The organism is Psychrobacter sp. DAB_AL32B (assembly GCF_002224105.1).
In the GTDB taxonomy this organism is placed as follows: domain Bacteria; phylum Pseudomonadota; class Gammaproteobacteria; order Pseudomonadales; family Moraxellaceae; genus Psychrobacter.
This window is the reverse complement of the sequence record NZ_NEXU01000067.1, coordinates 1-18245: the sequence shown is the minus strand read 5'-3', so window position 1 is coordinate 18245 and position 18245 is coordinate 1. Positions and strand designations below refer to the sequence as shown.

Below are 18245 nucleotides of genomic sequence, written 5' to 3'. Positions count from 1 at the left end.
CAGATCACACTGTGCATTGCGACTATTTCTCTTACCTGAATATTGTTCACCATATCTTCATAAACTACTTTTCAATCGAGCAACAGAGACTAAAACAGAGTCATAAAATCAGGTAAAATAGTACTCATGACACCCATCAACCAACAAAACCTGCGCAAGATTATCCACATCGATATGGATGCTTTTTATGCCAGTGTGGAACAACGCGATTTCCCTGAGCTGCGTGGCAAACCATTAGTCGTCGGTGGCGACCCAAATGGTCGCGGAGTAGTTGCTGCTGCCAGTTACGAAGTACGTAAGTTTGGCGTACGCTCCGCCATGTCGTGTTATGAGGCGAAAAAGCGTTGTCCAGAGGTCATATTTGTACCACCACGCTTTGATGTTTACCGCGCAGTCAGTAACGATATCCGCCGCATTATGCACAGCCTGACGTCGCATGTTGAGCCGTTATCATTAGATGAAGCGTATCTTGATGTGACTGGATTATCCGTGCATAAAGGCTCAGCGACGTTAATGGCAAATTGGCTACGGGCGCAAATTTTAGAACAAACAGGTCTGAACGCCTCTGCAGGTGTCTCATTTAACAAGATGCTTGCAAAAATCGCCTCTGACATTAATAAGCCTAATGGCACCGCGGTTATCACACCAGCGGATGCCGACACCTTTATTAGCACACTGCCTATTGAGCGTTTTCATGGTATTGGCAAAGCAACTGCCAAGCGCTTACATGCGATGGGTATCAGTCACGGTGCAGACCTTCGCCGCACGCCAGCTGCCATACTAGTTAATGAGTTTGGTAAGCGCGGACAGTTTTATTATGATATTGCGCATGGTCGTGACGAACGTGCCGTCAAATCAGAACGTACGCACAAATCTGTTGGCTCTGAGACAACTTTTAGAGACAATTTAAATCGTGATGATGAGCTCCTCAGACAAATCTATGAGCAAAATGCCGATGCTTTTTATCAGCTGCATAAAAAACAGCTTATTGCCTATACCATCACTCTCAAAATTAAATACGCAGACTTTACTCAAGTGACGCGCTCACACACTTTATCCACCGCTTTTGATAGTGCTGAATCCGCTCACTACTGGTTAGACAAGCTATTTTTAGATATTCCGCGTCAACTTCCTATTAGGCTTGTGGGTGTGACTTTCTCTTCGTTAACGCTTGCCACACAGGTAATACCGCAGTTAGATTTATTCGAGTAACATGAATGATCTTTAATAAAAACAGGTTTAAACTTTTGAAAAACGAGAAGATGATTGCTTAGGCTATTTAATTATTATCAAGTTTTACGAACTATAACTACTTAGGAAAATGTTCTTTCATATTCTCGTTTCTGCTACAATTACGCCAAAATTCCCCTCTATTTAAAGACTACTTATGACTGATTCTCAACTAGCAAGCTTAGATAATAACCTCAGTATTCATGCCAATAACGATAGCCATAAAAGTGACGACGTTTTAGAATATTTAAGTGTTGATGATTATGATTATGAGCTACCAGATCAGTTGATTGCCCGCTATCCATTAGCGCAGCGGTCAGCGTCAAAGCTACTGTATCTAGCTGCTAGTAATAAAAAAGATGACATCAGTCAAATTGAAGATAAATTGTTTTCAGAGCTACCTGAGCTGCTAAACGCGGGCGATTTAATTGTCTTTAACGACACCAAAGTTATGAAAGCGCGTCTGTTCGGTCAAAAAGATACGGGCGGAAAGGTTGAAGTGCTGATTGAGCGCTTGGTTGATATTACTAATTTGAATAGTGCAACTTTAGATTTGGCAACATTAGACGATACACTTAGCACAGAAAAATATATCGCTCTTTGTCATGTTAAAGCCAGTAAAGCACCTAAGCTTGGCCAGCGTTTAGCGCTTGCTGACAGTCACATGAATTGCGTGATGATTGGTCGTCAAGAGAACTTATTTATCTTGGCTTTTGATGCACCCATCTTGCCTGATTTAGAGCGCCATGGTGAGCTACCCATTCCGCCCTACTTTGAGCGCCATGCTGATGCCACTGATAATACTCGTTATCAAACCGTTTTTCATGATCCTGCCAAGCTTGCTAGCGTAGCAGCACCGACAGCGAGCTTACATTTTGATGAGATAGTGTTAGATAGGCTTGCTGCAAAAGGGATTAATACAGCATTTGTTACACTTCATGTTGGCGCAGGTACTTTTGCCCCTGTAAAAACAGACAACTTACTCAATCACACCATGCATAGTGAATATGCCCACTTGCCTCAGACTACTGCCGATCTTATCAATCAAACACACGCCAATGGCAAGCAAGTGATCGCTATTGGTACAACGGTGACACGTGTCCTCGAAACCGCGTATCAAAAGACAGCGGTTAATGGGCAAGCACTGGCTAGCTGGTCAGGTGATACAGATATCTTTATTTATCCGGGATTTAAGTTTGGGGTTATAGATAAATTACTAACGAACTTTCACTTGCCGAAGTCGACTTTGTTAATGCTAGTATCAGCCTTTGCAGGTAAAGCATCTATTGAGCAGGCTTATAAACATGCTATTAAAACGCAGTGTCGTTTTTTTAGTTATGGCGATGCTATGCTGCTTGATAAAAAATCGAACGGATAAGAGTGAACATTAAGCAAACAATTAAGGTATTGATCACAACAGCAGTGGAATAAACTGGTAAACTAAACGCTATTTTGTTATAACAACACAGATAACTCTCACTTTAAAGGGCTGCACATGTCTTGTCATTTATCTCATCGCTTGACTACGATACATCGCGCAGTATCCATGGCACTGCTATATTCAGTAGGCTATGCAGCCCTAGTATCTAGTGCTCAAGCAGCGACGATTGGCAAAACTGTCGTAACCTCTGCTCAGCACGAACCTTTAGCCGCCAGTATTTTGGTCACTGACATTAAAACCGCCGATTTTTCGGCCAGTTTGGCGAATTCTACTGTCTATCAGCAAATGGGTTTGACGCCAACTGATTCAATGACCGTACGCTTTCAGCCGACTTCTGCCACTACTGGTCAGGTTTTTATTACCTCTACGAAGCCTGTATCCACACCCTTTGCAGATGTGGTGCTAGCTATTAATGATGGCGCTCAGCGCAATGTCGTTCCTAAGACATTACTCATGCCCCTTAATGACAGCTTACCGATTACATCCTCTAAGAACATCGTTACAGGGGCAAAAAAGCCAAACTTACCGGTTATTTCTATCACTAATGCGCAACCGTTAACCGTTAGACAAGGCACACCGCCACCATTATTTTCATCACCCAAAGTATCAGCATATAAGTCATCAACGCCTGATTTGACAGCGGCAAAATTGCCCGCACGTGATATTCAAGTACCTAACATTCAAGCACCTACTGTATCATCTAGCTTGCCGACAGCAGTCAAGACGACGACACAAAGCAATACTACGGTTTATGCTCCTAGTCGCCTAAATAACGATAATACTAGCTCAATTAATTCTTTAGATAAAAACTATTTGAATACAAGCAATACTACCAACAATCTTCCAAATAATAAAATAAGCACCAATAACACAGTCGCAACCTCCCTTAATATTCTATCGTTGGATAATAATGAAGAAGGTGCCGTGACTGACAAGCAGTTCGATATATTAAATATACAAATTACCCGTCAGATACAGCTTAATAATGAACGCAGTACAGGCATGGTGGCGGCTATACCAATGAGCCCTACAGCGACAATGCCGCCAACGCTAAATAATCAGGCCTCAACAGCTAAAGTTAATTCTGCTGATACCATTGTCGCTAGCGCACCTCTCAATAGCGTGCCCTCTAGTAACATCTCCTCTAGCAGCGTTACATCCAATGCCTCTACAGTAGGGACAAATACAGCAGCCACAGTGGCGACAGTCCCTAATCAACCAGGTAGCGCTGAAGTCAATTATACCGTACAGCGCAACGACAGCTTATGGGTCATTGCCCAGCAAATCGCAGAGAAAAACAATCTTGACATTCAGACAGTCATGAAGGAAATTAAGTCGCAGAACCCTAGTGCTTTCATTAATAAAAATGCTGATCAATTAAAAGCGGATGCGCAGTTAAGCCTACCCAATTATGATGTGCTGCCATCACAGCAAAAGCTAGAGGCAGCGATTAGCGCGCAGAGACAATATAACAGGAAAGCCAATATACCTATTGCAAAAAAACCAACAACGCCAAAACCCACTTCAAAACCAGTATCTAAAACTGCATCTGAGACAACTCAAGCAGCTAAACATACTGAGAAACCGGCGGTAACAAAGACCCAAACATTGCCAAAAGCACAGTTTTCTGTCATCGCTCCTGGTCATCAAGGTAGCGCAGATGGTACTAAAACCAAAGCAGGTATGGCAACAGGCAACGGGCTTAGCACAGATGTATTAACCATTCTCAAATCATCAAGACAAAGTACAGCGTCGCAAGCTCAGGGCTTATCAAAGACCAATGGCATGCTTGACAGTTATACGAGAAAATTGCAATTACAAAATCAAAAACTGGCTGAGCTGCAAGCTCGTCTCAAAAAATTACGCAATCAATAATTGCCTAACTGATCAATGCAGTCAACTGCAACAGTAGGCGTGGGAGTCACTATGGACAATATGCTATATATCATCGCTGGTTTGGTGCTTATTTTAATCGTAGCAGTCTTGGTCATGCGCAAAAACAAAGCGCAAAAACCATCAGATCAGCCCAGTATAAAGACAGATAGAACGGATTCTTTATCGACACAAACTGCTTCTAAAGATATGCCTGCTAAAGCCAGTAGCAATAATGAGAGAAAATTTGATCATATTGAAATCGCTCAACGTTTTATGGATCAACAACGCTATGACAAAGCTATTGAAACACTCAATCGTGGTTTGATTGAAAAACCTCATGACAGCCAATTATCTCTCAAACTACTCGCGGTATATGCCACGATAGATCAATCTGACAATTTTAATAAAGTCTATGACTCTATCAAAGCACATAATGACGTAAAAAGCATTGCACAAGCGGATGAGCTAAAAGCTTTGCTTACTGAGGAACAAAATCAAATAGCCCAGCAATCTCTACCAGCAGATAACAGTCAAGATACTGGCTTTGAAAGTATCGATTTTGATATGCCAGCTAATAAAGTTGAGAATAATGCTCCAACTTTTGATACCGCTACTGCTCAGCCTGTTGAGTATGAAAACGATTTATTAAATACCACCAATGAAACCTTAACGGTTTCGAACGATTTTGACAACCTTGATAACTTTGATAACATCGACCAAGCGTTTGACCTTAGTCAAAATGATTTAGAAAACAATACTAGTGTGACACCTGTCACGACACTAGATATAGCAGATGAAGAAACTCTAGCGAGTTCAACGACTGTTACAGACACAGACAGTAACGACTTTGACTTTGATTTTGACTTTGAGTTGTCTGAGCAAAGTGATATCTCTACAGAATCTCCTGTCACCGCTATCGCTAACGACAACTTGAACGACATCACTTTAGATGAGGAAGATTTTGTCTTAGATTTGGCAGACTTAGAGATTGATGCTGGAGCAGATAACGTCAGCGTCGATGATCAAATCACTACAGACGCGATTCAAACAAATGAAGATGGACTTACTTTATCTTTAGACGGTATTGACAGTATCGATGCATCAAATGCAACAGAAAACCAAACGGCTATTGAGCAACCTATTGTTATTGAAGATAGCTTTGATGATTTTAATATTGAAGGCGATTTAGGTGAAAGCCATAGTTTTGAAGATAATAAGACTGAAGTATCTAGCATGTCACCGACTACCGTTATGTTCGATGACAATACACTAATAGATGATGATTTTGACTTTGATACTTTATCAAACTCTCCAACAGCAACAATGCCCGTTGCAGTTGAAAGCGACCATGATGTCAGTGGTATTGATTATAGTGATACTGGTATTACTGCTGAAACTACTATCGAAACAGCTGAAGATTTCTCATCACGGTTTGCAGCAGACTTTGATTTCGTCAAAACTTTAGATAGCAATCAAGTGACTCTAGACTTAGCGGGTCAGTATGTCCAACTGGGTGAATATGATAGCGCCAAACGTTTACTCAACGAAGTCCTGACTCAAGGTAATAGCGAACAACAGCAGCAAGCAAAATTATTGCTTGAACGCACTGCTTAAAGAGAGCTGTTGCAGCAGCGAGTATTCTACTAGTAAAAAATATTCGCTGCATTTTGCGTTTCATTGAGTTTGCTTGCCATACTTTCTATTCCGATTAAGTTTTCTGCTCTACCCTTTCTCTCCTCTCTATTTATTGTGCTAACATTATGCAATCCTATTTTATGATCAAAACAATCTCTACACCGATCCAGCTCATCTATGCTGGCGGCACTTTTGGCAGTTATGGGCGTCCATTAGCACCCTTATCAGCAGAAGTATTTTTGCCAACGCTGCAACAACTGCTAGCCGATCCAAATAATGCGGTTAATCTATTGCCAATTGCTTGGCTTAACAATACGCTCATTAAAGACAGTAGCCAACTTACTCCTAGCGATTTTGTACATTTTTATAAGCTGCTATTGTCAGCTTATGAACAAGGTAGTAGACGCTTTGTATTAATCACCGGCACTGATACCTTAAGTTACTTGGGTGCATTCTTAGCAGAAGCCTTTGCTGGTAGCGACATCTGTGTGGTTGTTACTGGTAGTATGCGCCCATTATTAGACAGTGAAATACTGCACTCTTACACCATTGATGCTCAAAGTGATGCTTGGAGCAATCTTAAGGACGCTTTAAAACTGGCAGCTGCCGGTGAGTCAGGTGTGAGGATAGGCTTTGGCGGCGAGTCTTGGCCTGCGCAAACGGTACAAAAGATACATAGCCATGATTTTATGGCTTTTACCGGTCACTCAAGAGCCGCTTATCCGGCCAATAGTTATATCAAAACTCTTCCAGATACGCGTCGGCAGCATTGGCTTGATGACCAACAAGATATAATCGATGATATTCAAGCTCGCGCTGAGCAAGCCTGCGTTCATGCTTTATATTGTTTGCCAAATGCGACCGATGTATTAAACAGTCAGCTCCGCGCCCTATTATCGCAGCCACCTTGTGGCATTATCTTATTAGGCTTTGGCGCTGGCAATGTTCCTTATTCAGCAGACTTAGCAGAAGCACTACAGTTGGCTTACGAAAAAGGTCACATGGTGATATGTGCCAGCCAATGCCCGTTTGGCGGTGTCAGTGACAATTATGCGGCTGGCAGTTGGCAATACGATTATCAAATCATTGCAGGCGGGCGCTTAACCATCCCTGCTATTTATGCACGCCTACTGTGGTTACTATTGCGCTATGATAGCCCAGCACGACGTCGGCAACGCTGGTTGAATAACGTTAATCAAACTGGCACGCGCATTAAAAAACGCTAAATAAATATTAGGGCGTGTTAAATATTCAACACGCCCTAGCCACTCCTTACTTTACAAGCTCTTAGACATAAGCTCCGAAATGAAAATATCCGAGACTACAAGCATCGAAACTAAAAATAGTGAAATTAAAAACATCGAAACTAAAAACATACCGATGTATACATTAGCCATTGCCATCGAATTTTTGGGCACGCATTATCATGGTTGGCAACGTCAAAAAGAGGTGTTAGGCGTACAACAAGCATTAGAAACTGCCATCAGTACCGTCGCCAATGAGCCAGTAGAAGTCGTAGCAGCGGGGCGCACGGACTCAAGTGTTCATGCCAGCAACATGATTGCCCACTTTGTCACTCATGCCTATCGACCCACAAACAACTGGTTACGCGGAGTGAATAGTCTATTGCCTGATGATATTGCTTTGCGCTGGGTTCAGCCGATGCCCGCAGATTTTCATGCACGTTTTGCAGCCATTGCTCGTCGTTATCGCTATATCACCCTCAATCAGACTCAGCGTCCTGCCATTCTCAATCATCAAGTAACCCATATCTATGAGCCACTTGATCTAGCCGCCATGCAACTGGCTGCTGCTGATATCGTAGGTACTCATGACTTTAGTAGCTACCGCGCCGCGGCTTGCCAATCCAATCAGCCTGTGCGCAACGTTAGCCATGCAAATATTTTTGCTCATGGTCAGTTTATCGTTTTCGATATTCAAGCCGATGGATTCTTACATCATATGGTTCGCAATCTGATGGGAACGCTATACGCTATCGGCAGACACGAATTAGAACCAGCAGATTTTTTAAATATTTTGGCTAAAAAAGATCGTACCATTGCACCGCCCACCGCTTCTGGTGATGGTTTGTATTTTATTAATGCCTATTATCCTGAACGCTTTCAAAAGCTGCTGCCAAATGCCCCATTAACACCCATTTGGCTAAACCTTCCCGACTAGTTAATATAAACTGATATACATATCACTTACAGGCTGTCAAGTAAAAATCAGGTTCCGTATTGCTTTAATCTACTAACTTACGTATAATATGGGCTTATTTTAAATTGATTGATGATACAAATTATGGCAAAAGACGAGATTATTGAATTTGAAGGCGAAGTCATTGACACCCTTCCAAATACTTTGTTTAAAGTTCGTTTAGAAAACGGACACGAAATCATTGCGCATATCTCAGGTAAAATGCGTAAGCATTATATTCGCATTTTAACTGGCGATAAAGTCAAGGTTGAAATGACCCCTTATGACCTATCTAAAGGTCGCATTACTTACCGTGGTAAAAACTAGCTTTTTATTTGCTAAAATGGTTATAAGAGCATTGTTATGAATGCTTGAGTGGTTTAACTGATAATAATAATGATACTGCTAACCTACTCATTATTGCCTATCATATTTTAGTAAGTTAATATTGTTTTGCTTTTACCATAAAAATACCGCTGAATATAAGCGGTATTTTTATGTCTAAATTTTAGCATAGGCTCTTATGATTTAATAACGACCTATCAAGATTGCATGATAAACGTCAGTCTTAATGCATCACTTAAAGCCATTATTTAAAACCATTATTTAAATTCAACCGTCGCACCATTTTGTATCACACCAAGCAATGCTAATGCATCCCAATTCGTCAAGCGTATACAGCCTGCCGATGCTTGACGACTGATACGAGCAGGATCTGGCGAACCATGAATACCATATGAAGGCTTACTTAAGCCTATCCATACCAATCCTACTGGATTATTAGGACCCGGTGGAAGGATAGACTTACTACCATCATCAGCGCTATAAGTATAATTGGGCTCATGCACTTTTACCTCTACGGTATGCGTACCCGTTGGCGACGGCATCGCCGTGCTACCTACTGTCGCCGGATAGCTGGCAATTAAATTATTCTTATCATCATACGCATATAGGGTTTCGGTGGCTTTATCAGCAACGACTCGCGTAACCGGCTTGGTGTTAGGATTGCCCGGATTGTATACTGTAATGGTCTCGCCTACTGTAAAACTAGCCTTTGGATTGAGCGCTTTAAGATAACTTTCACTGATATGAAATTTTTCCGCCAACCCTTCAATCACGCTTTCATAATACAAGCCATCAAGCTTGGCTTTGGCCTCGGCACCCGCTGGAATGGTCGTCGTTTTGATATTAATGTCAGCATCACTGAGCTGATAGCTCACCAATACTGGTTGCTGCATCAGTTTATCGTTTTTGGTTAATGCTTGCCACGTTTCACTATTCAATGTATCCGTCACTGTCAAACCATTGGCCTTTTGAAAGGCTTGCATCGCTTTACGGGTATTCTTTCCCCAATAACCATCGACAGGGCCAACCGCGTTTTGATGCCAATTTAATAAAGCTTGCAATTTAGTGACAGTATGACGATCTAGATTCATACCTTCTTTCCAAGTAGCATTATTTATCTTTTGTGCCACTGCCGGCAGATTTTCTGTTGTATATTTGATGGTAGGTAAAAATTTATTTAATGATACGGCAGCTTTACTCTTACCAGCAACTTTTTGACTCACCCCATTGGTAACGGGACTTATATCACTGACATTACTAAGCGTGCTTTTATTAGCAACATTTGCGCTATCGTCGTTGGTCGCGGCGATACTTTGAGCCATAAACAGAACTGTTGATAAACCAAGCGCAGCTATCGCCGTGCTAATTTTCGTTAACTGATACATATAACGCTCCTAAATTTTTTTAAAATTATATTTTTTATGAAAAACTTTATTGTTAAAAAGTTAGCTATTAAAAATGATGAAAGTTATTATTTTTAGTCTTTTAATACATTATCAGCACTTTTAATTATTACTATCGCATTGCTTCAAGATATTAATAGATACATTAATATTTGCATGGATACTAACCATCTCATAGTACTTACAAGTGAATAATAGTGCCACTACCCTCCTGTGAGGATATGACAGCTTTATGTTAATAAAACCCTTATCTTGCAGTGTCTATGTTAAAACAAGGTTTTTTTTGCGGCTGTCTGGTTAGATAGGTTTACGTTAACGAGTTGTTTCAAGAAGCATAAAAAAAAGCATAAAAAACCCATAAATTGCTCAGCAATTTATGGGTTTATCGTGACAAAATTTCTAACATCTGAATTTATAACGATCAGAATAATACAGTCGAAAACGTTAACGAATGCATTAGTCTTAACAAATTCTCAGTCTATATTAGAGCAGCGTCAGCTAGACCAATTTGGCCAATACCGCTTGCCCCATTTCCTGACAGCCTACTTGTTTTAGTCCAGCTTCACTACGGTCCAAGATATCGACCGTACGTAAGCCATCATCAAGGACATCACTTACCGCTTGCTCAATTGCTTGCGCGGCAGATTCTTGTTTAAAGGTGTAACGCAGCATCATCGCGACGGATAAAATGGTTGCCAATGGATTGGCTATATCCTGTCCTGCGATATCAGGGGCTGAACCATGGCAAGGCTCATACATCCCTTTACCTGCTTCATCGAGACTGGCTGATGGTAGCATACCGATAGAACCCGTAAGCATAGCCGCTTCGTCAGATAAGATATCACCGAACAGATTGCCCGTTACCATGACATCGAACTGTTTAGGGTCTTTAATCAGCTGCATACAGGCATTGTCAGCATACATATGCGATAACGCCACATCGCCATAGTTCGCTTGCTGCAGCTCGATCATCGTCTGCTTCCAAAGCTCAGTGACTTCTAAAACATTAGCTTTGTCGATAGAGCAGACTTTGGCAGGTGTACCCGCTGCTTGCGCGCGTGTTTGTGCCAGCTCAAAAGCAACCTTGCCGATACGATTAATCTCGCTCGTGCTATAAACCATGGTGTTATAGCCTTGCTGCTCACCATTTTCTAGGGTGCGGATACCGCGTGGCTCACCAAAATAGATACCACCGGTCAATTCACGGACGATAAGCAAATCTAGACCTGAGATAATTTCAGGTTTAATACTAGAAGCATTGACCAGTTGCGGATAAAGTTTTGCCACTCGTAAATTGGCAAATAAACCAAGCTCACTACGGATTTTAAGCAGACCACGCTCAGGGCGTTTGCTGCGCTCAATACCATCCCACTTAGGCCCACCAACGGCACCCAATAACACCGCATCTGCTGCGCGCGCACGTTGTAGCGTCTCTTCTGGTAAAGGTTCTCCAGTTGCATCAACTGCCACACCGCCGATTAATCCAGACTCAAGGGTCAAACCTAACGCAAACTTATGATTGACGGCTTCGAGCACATCAATGGCTTGAGTCATGATCTCAGGGCCAATACCATCGCCCGCTAATGTTAAAATCGTTGCCATACTGATCCTTGTGGGTAAGTAAGTTTTTATTTATAGTTTTGCTATCATTTGATGACAGCTTTCTAAAAAACGACTTCTTGCACAATGAGCTGCACAAGAAGTCGTCTATTTTATTAAGTTTTCTGCAAAAAGTTAGTATTAAACGATCAAAACCAACATTGAGAGACAAGCTGCTTGCCTTTCACACTTTGCCTGTTAAACGTTGATTGTCACGCTTTGGCTTTTACTTTCACTTTTGATTGTGCTGGTGTCGCCTTAACCATACGAGTTTCTACAAACTCTCCTTGATGCTCAGTGCCTAGCTCTTTGCAGAAGCGACGCTGCACCGTATTGCCTTGATAAAGATCAACACATAAAGGTTCTGGTGATGCTGTGTCTAACAAGCTACCCGAGTTTTGACTGGATTTTTTTTGATAAGCACGTAGCTGATAAGTACCGGGGTTAACAAAATCATGAATCATCGCAAAACGTTCTACATAACCCACATTATTTTCTGGATAGAAGTTAATATGTACTTCACGTTTAGCAGGCTGTACGCGCGCATAATAATTGGTCATCCCTGGCATACCAGATGCTGATAATGGAACAATTTTGATCGTGTTCTTATTAGCGAGCGGTGTCATATCTATGGTCATGGGTGCTTGCGTATGCTTAGTGCCATTACGACTTTTCCCGTTTCCACTGGCGTTCTTCATCGCGACCAGCATATTGGCATTAAAAGGCTTATGAGTATCAGGCGCAATGACTAAGGTGCGATCTATCTGCACAATCTCGCAGTGGTAAGTGCCGACGCAGGCAATATTCACTTCACCAGCGACAGGCTTGATATTACCCGCCCACGCCTTTGCGTTTTCTGCTTGATCTATCTGTTGGTAGCCAGTCAACGCCTGACAGCCAGATAACAATAAGCTTGCGGCCATAGCCGTGCTTGTCCATACAGCGAAACGTGTTTTATTCATAATGGTGGCTACTATGTATAAGATAGAAGATATAATAATGTAAAAATAGATTACTATTCATTTTAGCCACTTAGTCACCATAACTCAACGCTGTATTAACGCTAAGCTATTCTTTATGACGATTAACAAATATTGATTCATCATTTACTGTTAATCGCTTATTATTAACATTTCGTTTTTAATATTTCGTTGTTAATGACTAAGCTCTAACTTCATTGAATATCCAAGGTGTTTTTTGCATCATTTTATCTTCGTATTCTTTAATGGCATCGCTTTGTTGTAGCGTTAAGCCGATATCATCAAGACCATTTAGCAAGCAATGCTTCCGAAATTCGTCTACCTCAAAAGCATACTCTTCACCAGTTGGCGTAATGACTACCTGCCGCTCAAGATCTGCAGTCAGCTCATAGCCTTCGTTGGCAATCGTGGCTTTCATTAATTTATCAACGATTTCTTCATTTAATACAATCGGTAGCATGCCATTTTTGAAACAGTTATTATAAAAAATATCGGCAAAGCTCGGCGCAATAACGGTACGAAAACCATACTCTGAAAGCGCCCAAGGCGCATGTTCACGGCTAGAGCCGCAACCAAAGTTTCTGCGCGCCAGTAAGATGTTAGCACCTTGATAGCGTGGCTGATTTAGAATAAAGTCAGGATTAATAATACGTGTGCTATTGTCTTGACCCGGATAACCTTCATCCAGATAACGCCAATCATCAAATAGATTAACGCCAAAGCCTGTACGTTTAATAGACTTCAAAAACTGTTTTGCAATAATCTGATCGGTATCGACGTTGGCGCGATCAAGTGGGCAAACGATACCCGTTTGAGTGTTATAAGCTTGCATAAATACATCCTCTAATATAAAGGTAATCGTAACCGTTAAAGCATGGCTAATAACCGGTTATCGATAACTGAGTGTCCACTTAGAATGTGCGCACATCGACAAAGTGACCTGCCAATGCTGCTGCTGCTGCCATCGCTGGACTCACCAAATGCGTACGACCGCCATTACCTTGACGACCTTCAAAGTTACGGTTAGAGGTTGAAGCACAATGCTCTTGAGGCTCAAGCTTATCGGCATTCATCGCCAGACACATCGAGCAGCCCGGCTCACGCCATTCAAACCCAGCATCAGTAAATAAAGTATCTAAGCCTTCTGCTTCCGCTTGCAACTTCACTTGTCCAGAACCCGCAACGACGATGGCTTCTTTGATAGTATCAGCCACTTTACGACCTTTAATTACGGCTGCGGCATCACGCAAATCTTCGATACGTGAGTTGGTACAAGAACCGATAAATATACGATCAAGCTGGATATCAGTAATTTTTTGACCTGCTTCTAAACCCATATAGGTATAAGCGCGCAACCAACCTTCTTCTTGTGCTTCGTCAATGGCTTGATCAGGGGTAGGAACTGATTGGGTGATATCAACGACCATTTCAGGTGAAGTGCCCCACGATACTTGCGGTGCTATTTGGCTGCCATCAATCTCAATCACACTATCAAATACGGCGTCATCATCTGAATAAAAGGTACGCCAATATGTTTCTGCTTGCTGCCATTGCTCAGCAGTTGGCGCATAAGGACGACCTTTGACATAATCTATCGTCGTATCATCAACGGCAACCATACCCACGCGCGCGCCCGCTTCAATCGCCATATTGCAGACGGTCATGCGCCCTTCCATAGTCATGTCTTCAAATACTTGACCAGCAAATTCAATGGCATGCTCTGTTCCGCCAGCGGTGCCAATTTTTGCGATGATAGCAAGTACCACGTCTTTTGAGGTCACGCCAGCGCCAAGCTTACCCGTGACGCGGATTTGCATATTTTTTGATTTCTTTTGAATCAAGCACTGAGTTGCCAATACATGCTCAACCTCAGACGTGCCAATACCATGCGCTAAACAGCCAAGTGCGCCATGTGTTGCTGTATGAGAATCACCACAAACGACGGTCATACCGGGCAATACCAAGCCTTGCTCAGGACCGACGACATGCAAGATGCCTTGACGGGCGTCATTGATGGTAAATTCGGCAATATCAAACTTAGTACAGTTTTCATCTAAAGTCAGTACTTGTAAGCGAGACACTTTATCTTTAATACCTGCAACACCCTCTGAGCGCTCTTTGGTCACCGTTGGCACATTATGGTCAGGGCTTGCAATATTGGCAGACAGACGCCACGGCGCTCTATTGGCCAGCTCTAAGCCTTCAAATGCCTGCGGACTCGTCACTTCATGCAGCAAATGGCGGTCGATATAAATCAGGCTCGAACCATCATCACGCTTAGTGACTTCATGAGCATTCCAAAGTTTGTCATATAACGTTTGACCGGCCATGTTGCTATCCTTTTTAGTTGCTAATAACTTAATTTTTCGTTTGCCTAGACAGTAGTAAGCTAGGACCTTTTTATTTGTAATTTGATAATAAGCGCTGCAATCGGCCAACGAACCAAGTTTTATAGTCAAATAATCAAATTTATATAATAAATACGTCTTGATGCCTTGTGATTATAGCAGGCTAATCCTATAATAATAATTGATGATTTTTGCATAGTTGCAAACTTTTATTTCTAATACATTATGACTAGGTCAGCCAACTTTTATTTATAGCTCGCTACGTAGCTAAGGACATCGGTGTGAATACCACAAATTTGACGACATTCGTCACTGTTATGCAAACAAGCAGTATTTCAGGTGCCGCAGAAAAACTGTTTATTACTCAGCCTGCGGTCAGTAAACGCATCAAAAACTTAGAAGATGAATTCAATATTACCTTATTTGATACCGTAGGGCGCGGGATTGTGCCAACGCAAGCGGCTAGTGAGATGTTACCTCATGCCAAACGCTGGCTTGAAGATTATGAAAACTTCAAAATCAACTTGCAGCATTCTAAGCATATTGTATCTGGCAAGCTCGTCATCGGCACCAGTCATCACATAGGCTTACATCATTTAGCGCCTGTATTAAAGCACTTTATCCAAGCCTATCCTGCCGTACAGTTGGAAGTGCACTTTGTGGATTCAGAAACCGCCCACAAATCGGTGTTAGATGGCGATTTATCATTGGCATTTTTAACATTACCGCCTGTATATGATAAGCGCTTGAGCTATCATACTCTATGGTCAGACCCACTCTTCTTTATGACCGGCACATTATCCCCTTTGGCCACAAAGTCTAATGTGACGCTAGAGCAATTGGCACGCTACCCTGCTATTTTGCCGTCTGCCAATACCTTTACCAGTCAGATTACCTTGGCTGAATTTGCTAAGCACAATCTAAAGCCTTATGCCACTATGAGCACTAACCCGCTTGAATCTATTCGAATGTTGGTTTCTGTTGGACTCGGCTGGTCAGTATTGCCACAAACGATGATCAGTCAAGACTTAGAACGTATTGATATGGCCGATAATATCGAATTACAGCGTTATTTAGGCGTGGTCATCAATCCAAAACTAACGCAATCTAACAGCGTTACTGCTCTATTGGAATTACTTGCTCCGATCGAGTAAAGAGTTGCTGGCTAAAAGATTGCTAACTTATGCTAAGTGTTCTTTTAACAGAGCATAATTATTTAGAAAATTGCCGAATTCGCATTTGTGACTCTCATACGTTATAATACATCTGACGTTTTTTGATAACATAAGTTTACCTTAATAACACTGATAGTCATATATTGAACAGTTCTAGTAATATATGATAGTAAACAGTAGGTTTAATGGTTTTAAATGATTGGTTATATAAGCGACTGATATTCATATGTGATTAGTAGATGCGGGCAACTACCATAGTAAGCTGGAAAATGTATTTTCAGTAGCCTTTTAATCACTACTTTATAAGTATGAGTCCTAGAACAGCATCAATCATATAAAACTAACAGAAGATATTGAATAAAAGCCATTATGTCCTACTTAATGGCTTTTTTCGTCTTTAGATATTGTTTCTAAACATCGTCTTGTAAGACTTAATTTTTCTCGTTAAAAATAATGACAGCCAACAACGTTGGTTAAGGATAGTTTATATGAACGGAGTTTCTAGTGGCGTACTGGTATCACTTGGCGCCTATTTCTTGGTGATGATTGGGATTGGCATTTACGCTTATTTTAAGCAAGCCAATGATACTGAAGGTTATATGCTTGGCGGTCGCAGCCTAGGTCCTGCGGTAACTGCTTTATCCGCTGGCGCATCAGACATGTCCGGTTGGTTACTACTTGGTTTACCAGGCTATATGTATGCAGATGGGGTGGTGAGTGTCTGGATTGCGCTTGGTTTGACGATGGGTGCCTTCTTAAACTATATTATCGTCGCACCACGTTTGCGGGTTTATACTGAAATTGCAGACAACGCAATCACACTACCTGATTACTTTGCTAACCGCTTTGAAGACAAATCACACATGCTTCGCGTATTCTCAGCAGTCGTTATTATCTTATTCTTTACTGTTTATACTGCAGCCAGCTTAGTTGGTGGCGGTAAACTCTTTGAAAGCTCGCTCAATCTTTCTTATAGTACTGGTCTGTGGGTGACTGCTGGTGTGGTCGTCGCTTATACCTTATTTGGTGGTTTCTTAGCGGTATCAATGACTGATTTTGTGCAAGGCATAATCATGCTATTTGCGATGGTAATCGTACCTGTCGTCGCATTTACTGACCTTGGCGGCATTTCAGCAACCACTGCAGCAGTTCGAAACATCGATCCAAACCTGCTTAATATTACCAGTGGTATGACAATCATGGGTATTATCTCCTTACTAGCATGGGGTTTAGGCTATTTTGGTCAGCCGCATATTATTGTACGCTTCATGGCAATACGTTCTGTTAAAGATATCCCAACGGCACGTAACATTGGTATGAGCTGGATGATTGTTAGTTTAATTGGTGCATTGATGACTGGTTTTGCTGGTCGTGCTTATGTACAAAAAACAGCAATGACTTTAGATGATCCTGAAACTATTTTCTTAGTATTTACACAGTTTTTATTCACACCACTGGTTTCAGGTTTCTTGTTAGCCGCTATTTTAGCAGCGATCATGAGTACTATCTCATCACAACTATTGGTAGTGTCAAGCTCATTAACTAAAGATGTCTACAAGCTATTTTTAGATAGAGATGCGCCAGAAGCTCGTCAAGTACTGGTAGGTCGTATCTCTGTTATATTAGTTGCTGTTGTATCAATCTTATTAGCCTCTGATCCAGAAAGCTCTGTATTAAGTTTGGTCTCTAATGCTTGGGCTGGATTCGGTGCTGCTTTTGGACCACTAGTCATATTTAGCTTGATATGGCGCGGTATGAACCGTAACGGTGCTGCTGCTGGCATGGTCGTTGGCGCATTAACCGTCATCTTATGGATATATGGTCCTTTCCAAATCAACGGTATGGCGCTTAATAGTTGGTTATATGCGATTGTCCCAGGTTTCGTTCTTAGTACTATCGCTATCTTTGCGGTAAGTATTATGACAGGCGGTCCAAAGGATTCAATCAAAGAGAAATTTAAAGAAATGGAAATGAATTTGAATAAATAAGCACTTTTTATTCACTATTGTATGATT

The 18245-nt window shown here is 41.7% G+C and carries 14 protein-coding genes; 9 read left to right on the top strand and 5 right to left on the bottom strand.

Features of this window, described 5'->3' with window-relative positions:
- Positions 1-126 precede the first annotated feature (126 nt).
- From dinB to infA, 7 genes are all read left to right on the top strand, one after another.
- Positions 127-1212 carry a DNA polymerase IV gene (gene dinB, locus CAN34_RS07905; RefSeq protein ID WP_089555183.1) on the top strand — a complete coding sequence of 362 codons (1086 nt, stop codon included), beginning with the start codon at positions 127-129 and terminating at the stop codon, positions 1210-1212.
- 175 nt (positions 1213-1387) lie between these two features.
- The gene (queA, locus tag CAN34_RS07900; protein ID WP_089555182.1) at positions 1388-2608 is read left to right on the top strand and encodes a tRNA preQ1(34) S-adenosylmethionine ribosyltransferase-isomerase QueA; all 1221 of its coding nucleotides are present in this window, start codon (positions 1388-1390) and stop codon (positions 2606-2608) included.
- A gap of 117 nt (positions 2609-2725) precedes the next feature.
- Positions 2726-4546, top strand: coding sequence for a peptigoglycan-binding protein LysM (locus CAN34_RS07895; RefSeq protein WP_089555181.1), 1821 nt, complete (start codon positions 2726-2728; stop codon positions 4544-4546).
- Positions 4547-4597: 51 nt separating this feature from the next.
- Positions 4598-6160 carry a FimV/HubP family polar landmark protein gene (locus tag CAN34_RS07890; RefSeq protein WP_089555180.1) on the top strand — a complete coding sequence of 521 codons (1563 nt, stop codon included), beginning with the start codon at positions 4598-4600 and terminating at the stop codon, positions 6158-6160.
- Between the two features lie 161 nt (positions 6161-6321).
- Complete coding sequence (locus CAN34_RS07885; RefSeq protein ID WP_089555206.1) at positions 6322-7407, top strand: asparaginase; 1086 nt, start codon at positions 6322-6324, stop codon at positions 7405-7407.
- A 148-nt stretch (positions 7408-7555) separates the two neighbouring features.
- Positions 7556-8362, top strand: a complete 807-nt coding sequence (gene truA, locus CAN34_RS07880; protein ID WP_174668352.1) for a tRNA pseudouridine(38-40) synthase TruA — start codon at positions 7556-7558, stop codon at positions 8360-8362.
- A gap of 120 nt (positions 8363-8482) precedes the next feature.
- Positions 8483-8707 carry a translation initiation factor IF-1 gene (gene infA / locus CAN34_RS07875; protein WP_088591986.1) on the top strand — a complete coding sequence of 75 codons (225 nt, stop codon included), beginning with the start codon at positions 8483-8485 and terminating at the stop codon, positions 8705-8707.
- Positions 8708-8982: 275 nt separating this feature from the next.
- Here infA and CAN34_RS07870 read toward each other — a convergent pair whose 3' ends face one another.
- The 5 genes from CAN34_RS07870 to leuC all read right to left on the bottom strand — a co-directional run bounded on the left by CAN34_RS07870 (position 8983) and on the right by leuC (position 15037).
- Positions 8983-10110: a L,D-transpeptidase family protein gene (locus CAN34_RS07870; RefSeq protein ID WP_089555179.1), complete on the bottom strand. Its 1128-nt coding sequence runs from the start codon at positions 10108-10110 to the stop codon at positions 8983-8985.
- Between the two features lie 516 nt (positions 10111-10626).
- Entirely contained in the window at positions 10627-11730 is a 1104-nt protein-coding gene (gene leuB, locus CAN34_RS07865; RefSeq protein ID WP_089555178.1) for a 3-isopropylmalate dehydrogenase, read from the bottom strand.
- Between the two features lie 209 nt (positions 11731-11939).
- Entirely contained in the window at positions 11940-12689 is a 750-nt protein-coding gene (locus tag CAN34_RS07860) for a hypothetical protein (protein WP_089555177.1), read from the bottom strand.
- A gap of 199 nt (positions 12690-12888) precedes the next feature.
- A complete protein-coding gene (leuD, locus tag CAN34_RS07855) occupies positions 12889-13539 on the bottom strand; it encodes a 3-isopropylmalate dehydratase small subunit (protein WP_089555176.1) in 651 nt (216 codons plus the stop codon).
- A gap of 79 nt (positions 13540-13618) precedes the next feature.
- Entirely contained in the window at positions 13619-15037 is a 1419-nt protein-coding gene (gene leuC / locus CAN34_RS07850; RefSeq protein WP_089555175.1) for a 3-isopropylmalate dehydratase large subunit, read from the bottom strand.
- A 299-nt stretch (positions 15038-15336) separates the two neighbouring features.
- On the opposite strand from leuC, the gene CAN34_RS07845 reads away from it, so the two are divergent.
- Both CAN34_RS07845 and putP read left to right on the top strand, forming a co-directional pair.
- Positions 15337-16209 (top strand): LysR family transcriptional regulator, encoded by an 873-nt coding sequence (locus CAN34_RS07845; RefSeq protein WP_079692110.1) that lies wholly within the window; start codon positions 15337-15339, stop codon positions 16207-16209.
- 509 nt (positions 16210-16718) lie between these two features.
- Positions 16719-18218: a sodium/proline symporter PutP gene (putP, locus tag CAN34_RS07840; RefSeq protein WP_089555174.1), complete on the top strand. Its 1500-nt coding sequence runs from the start codon at positions 16719-16721 to the stop codon at positions 18216-18218.
- The last annotated feature ends 27 nt before the right edge of the window (positions 18219-18245 follow it).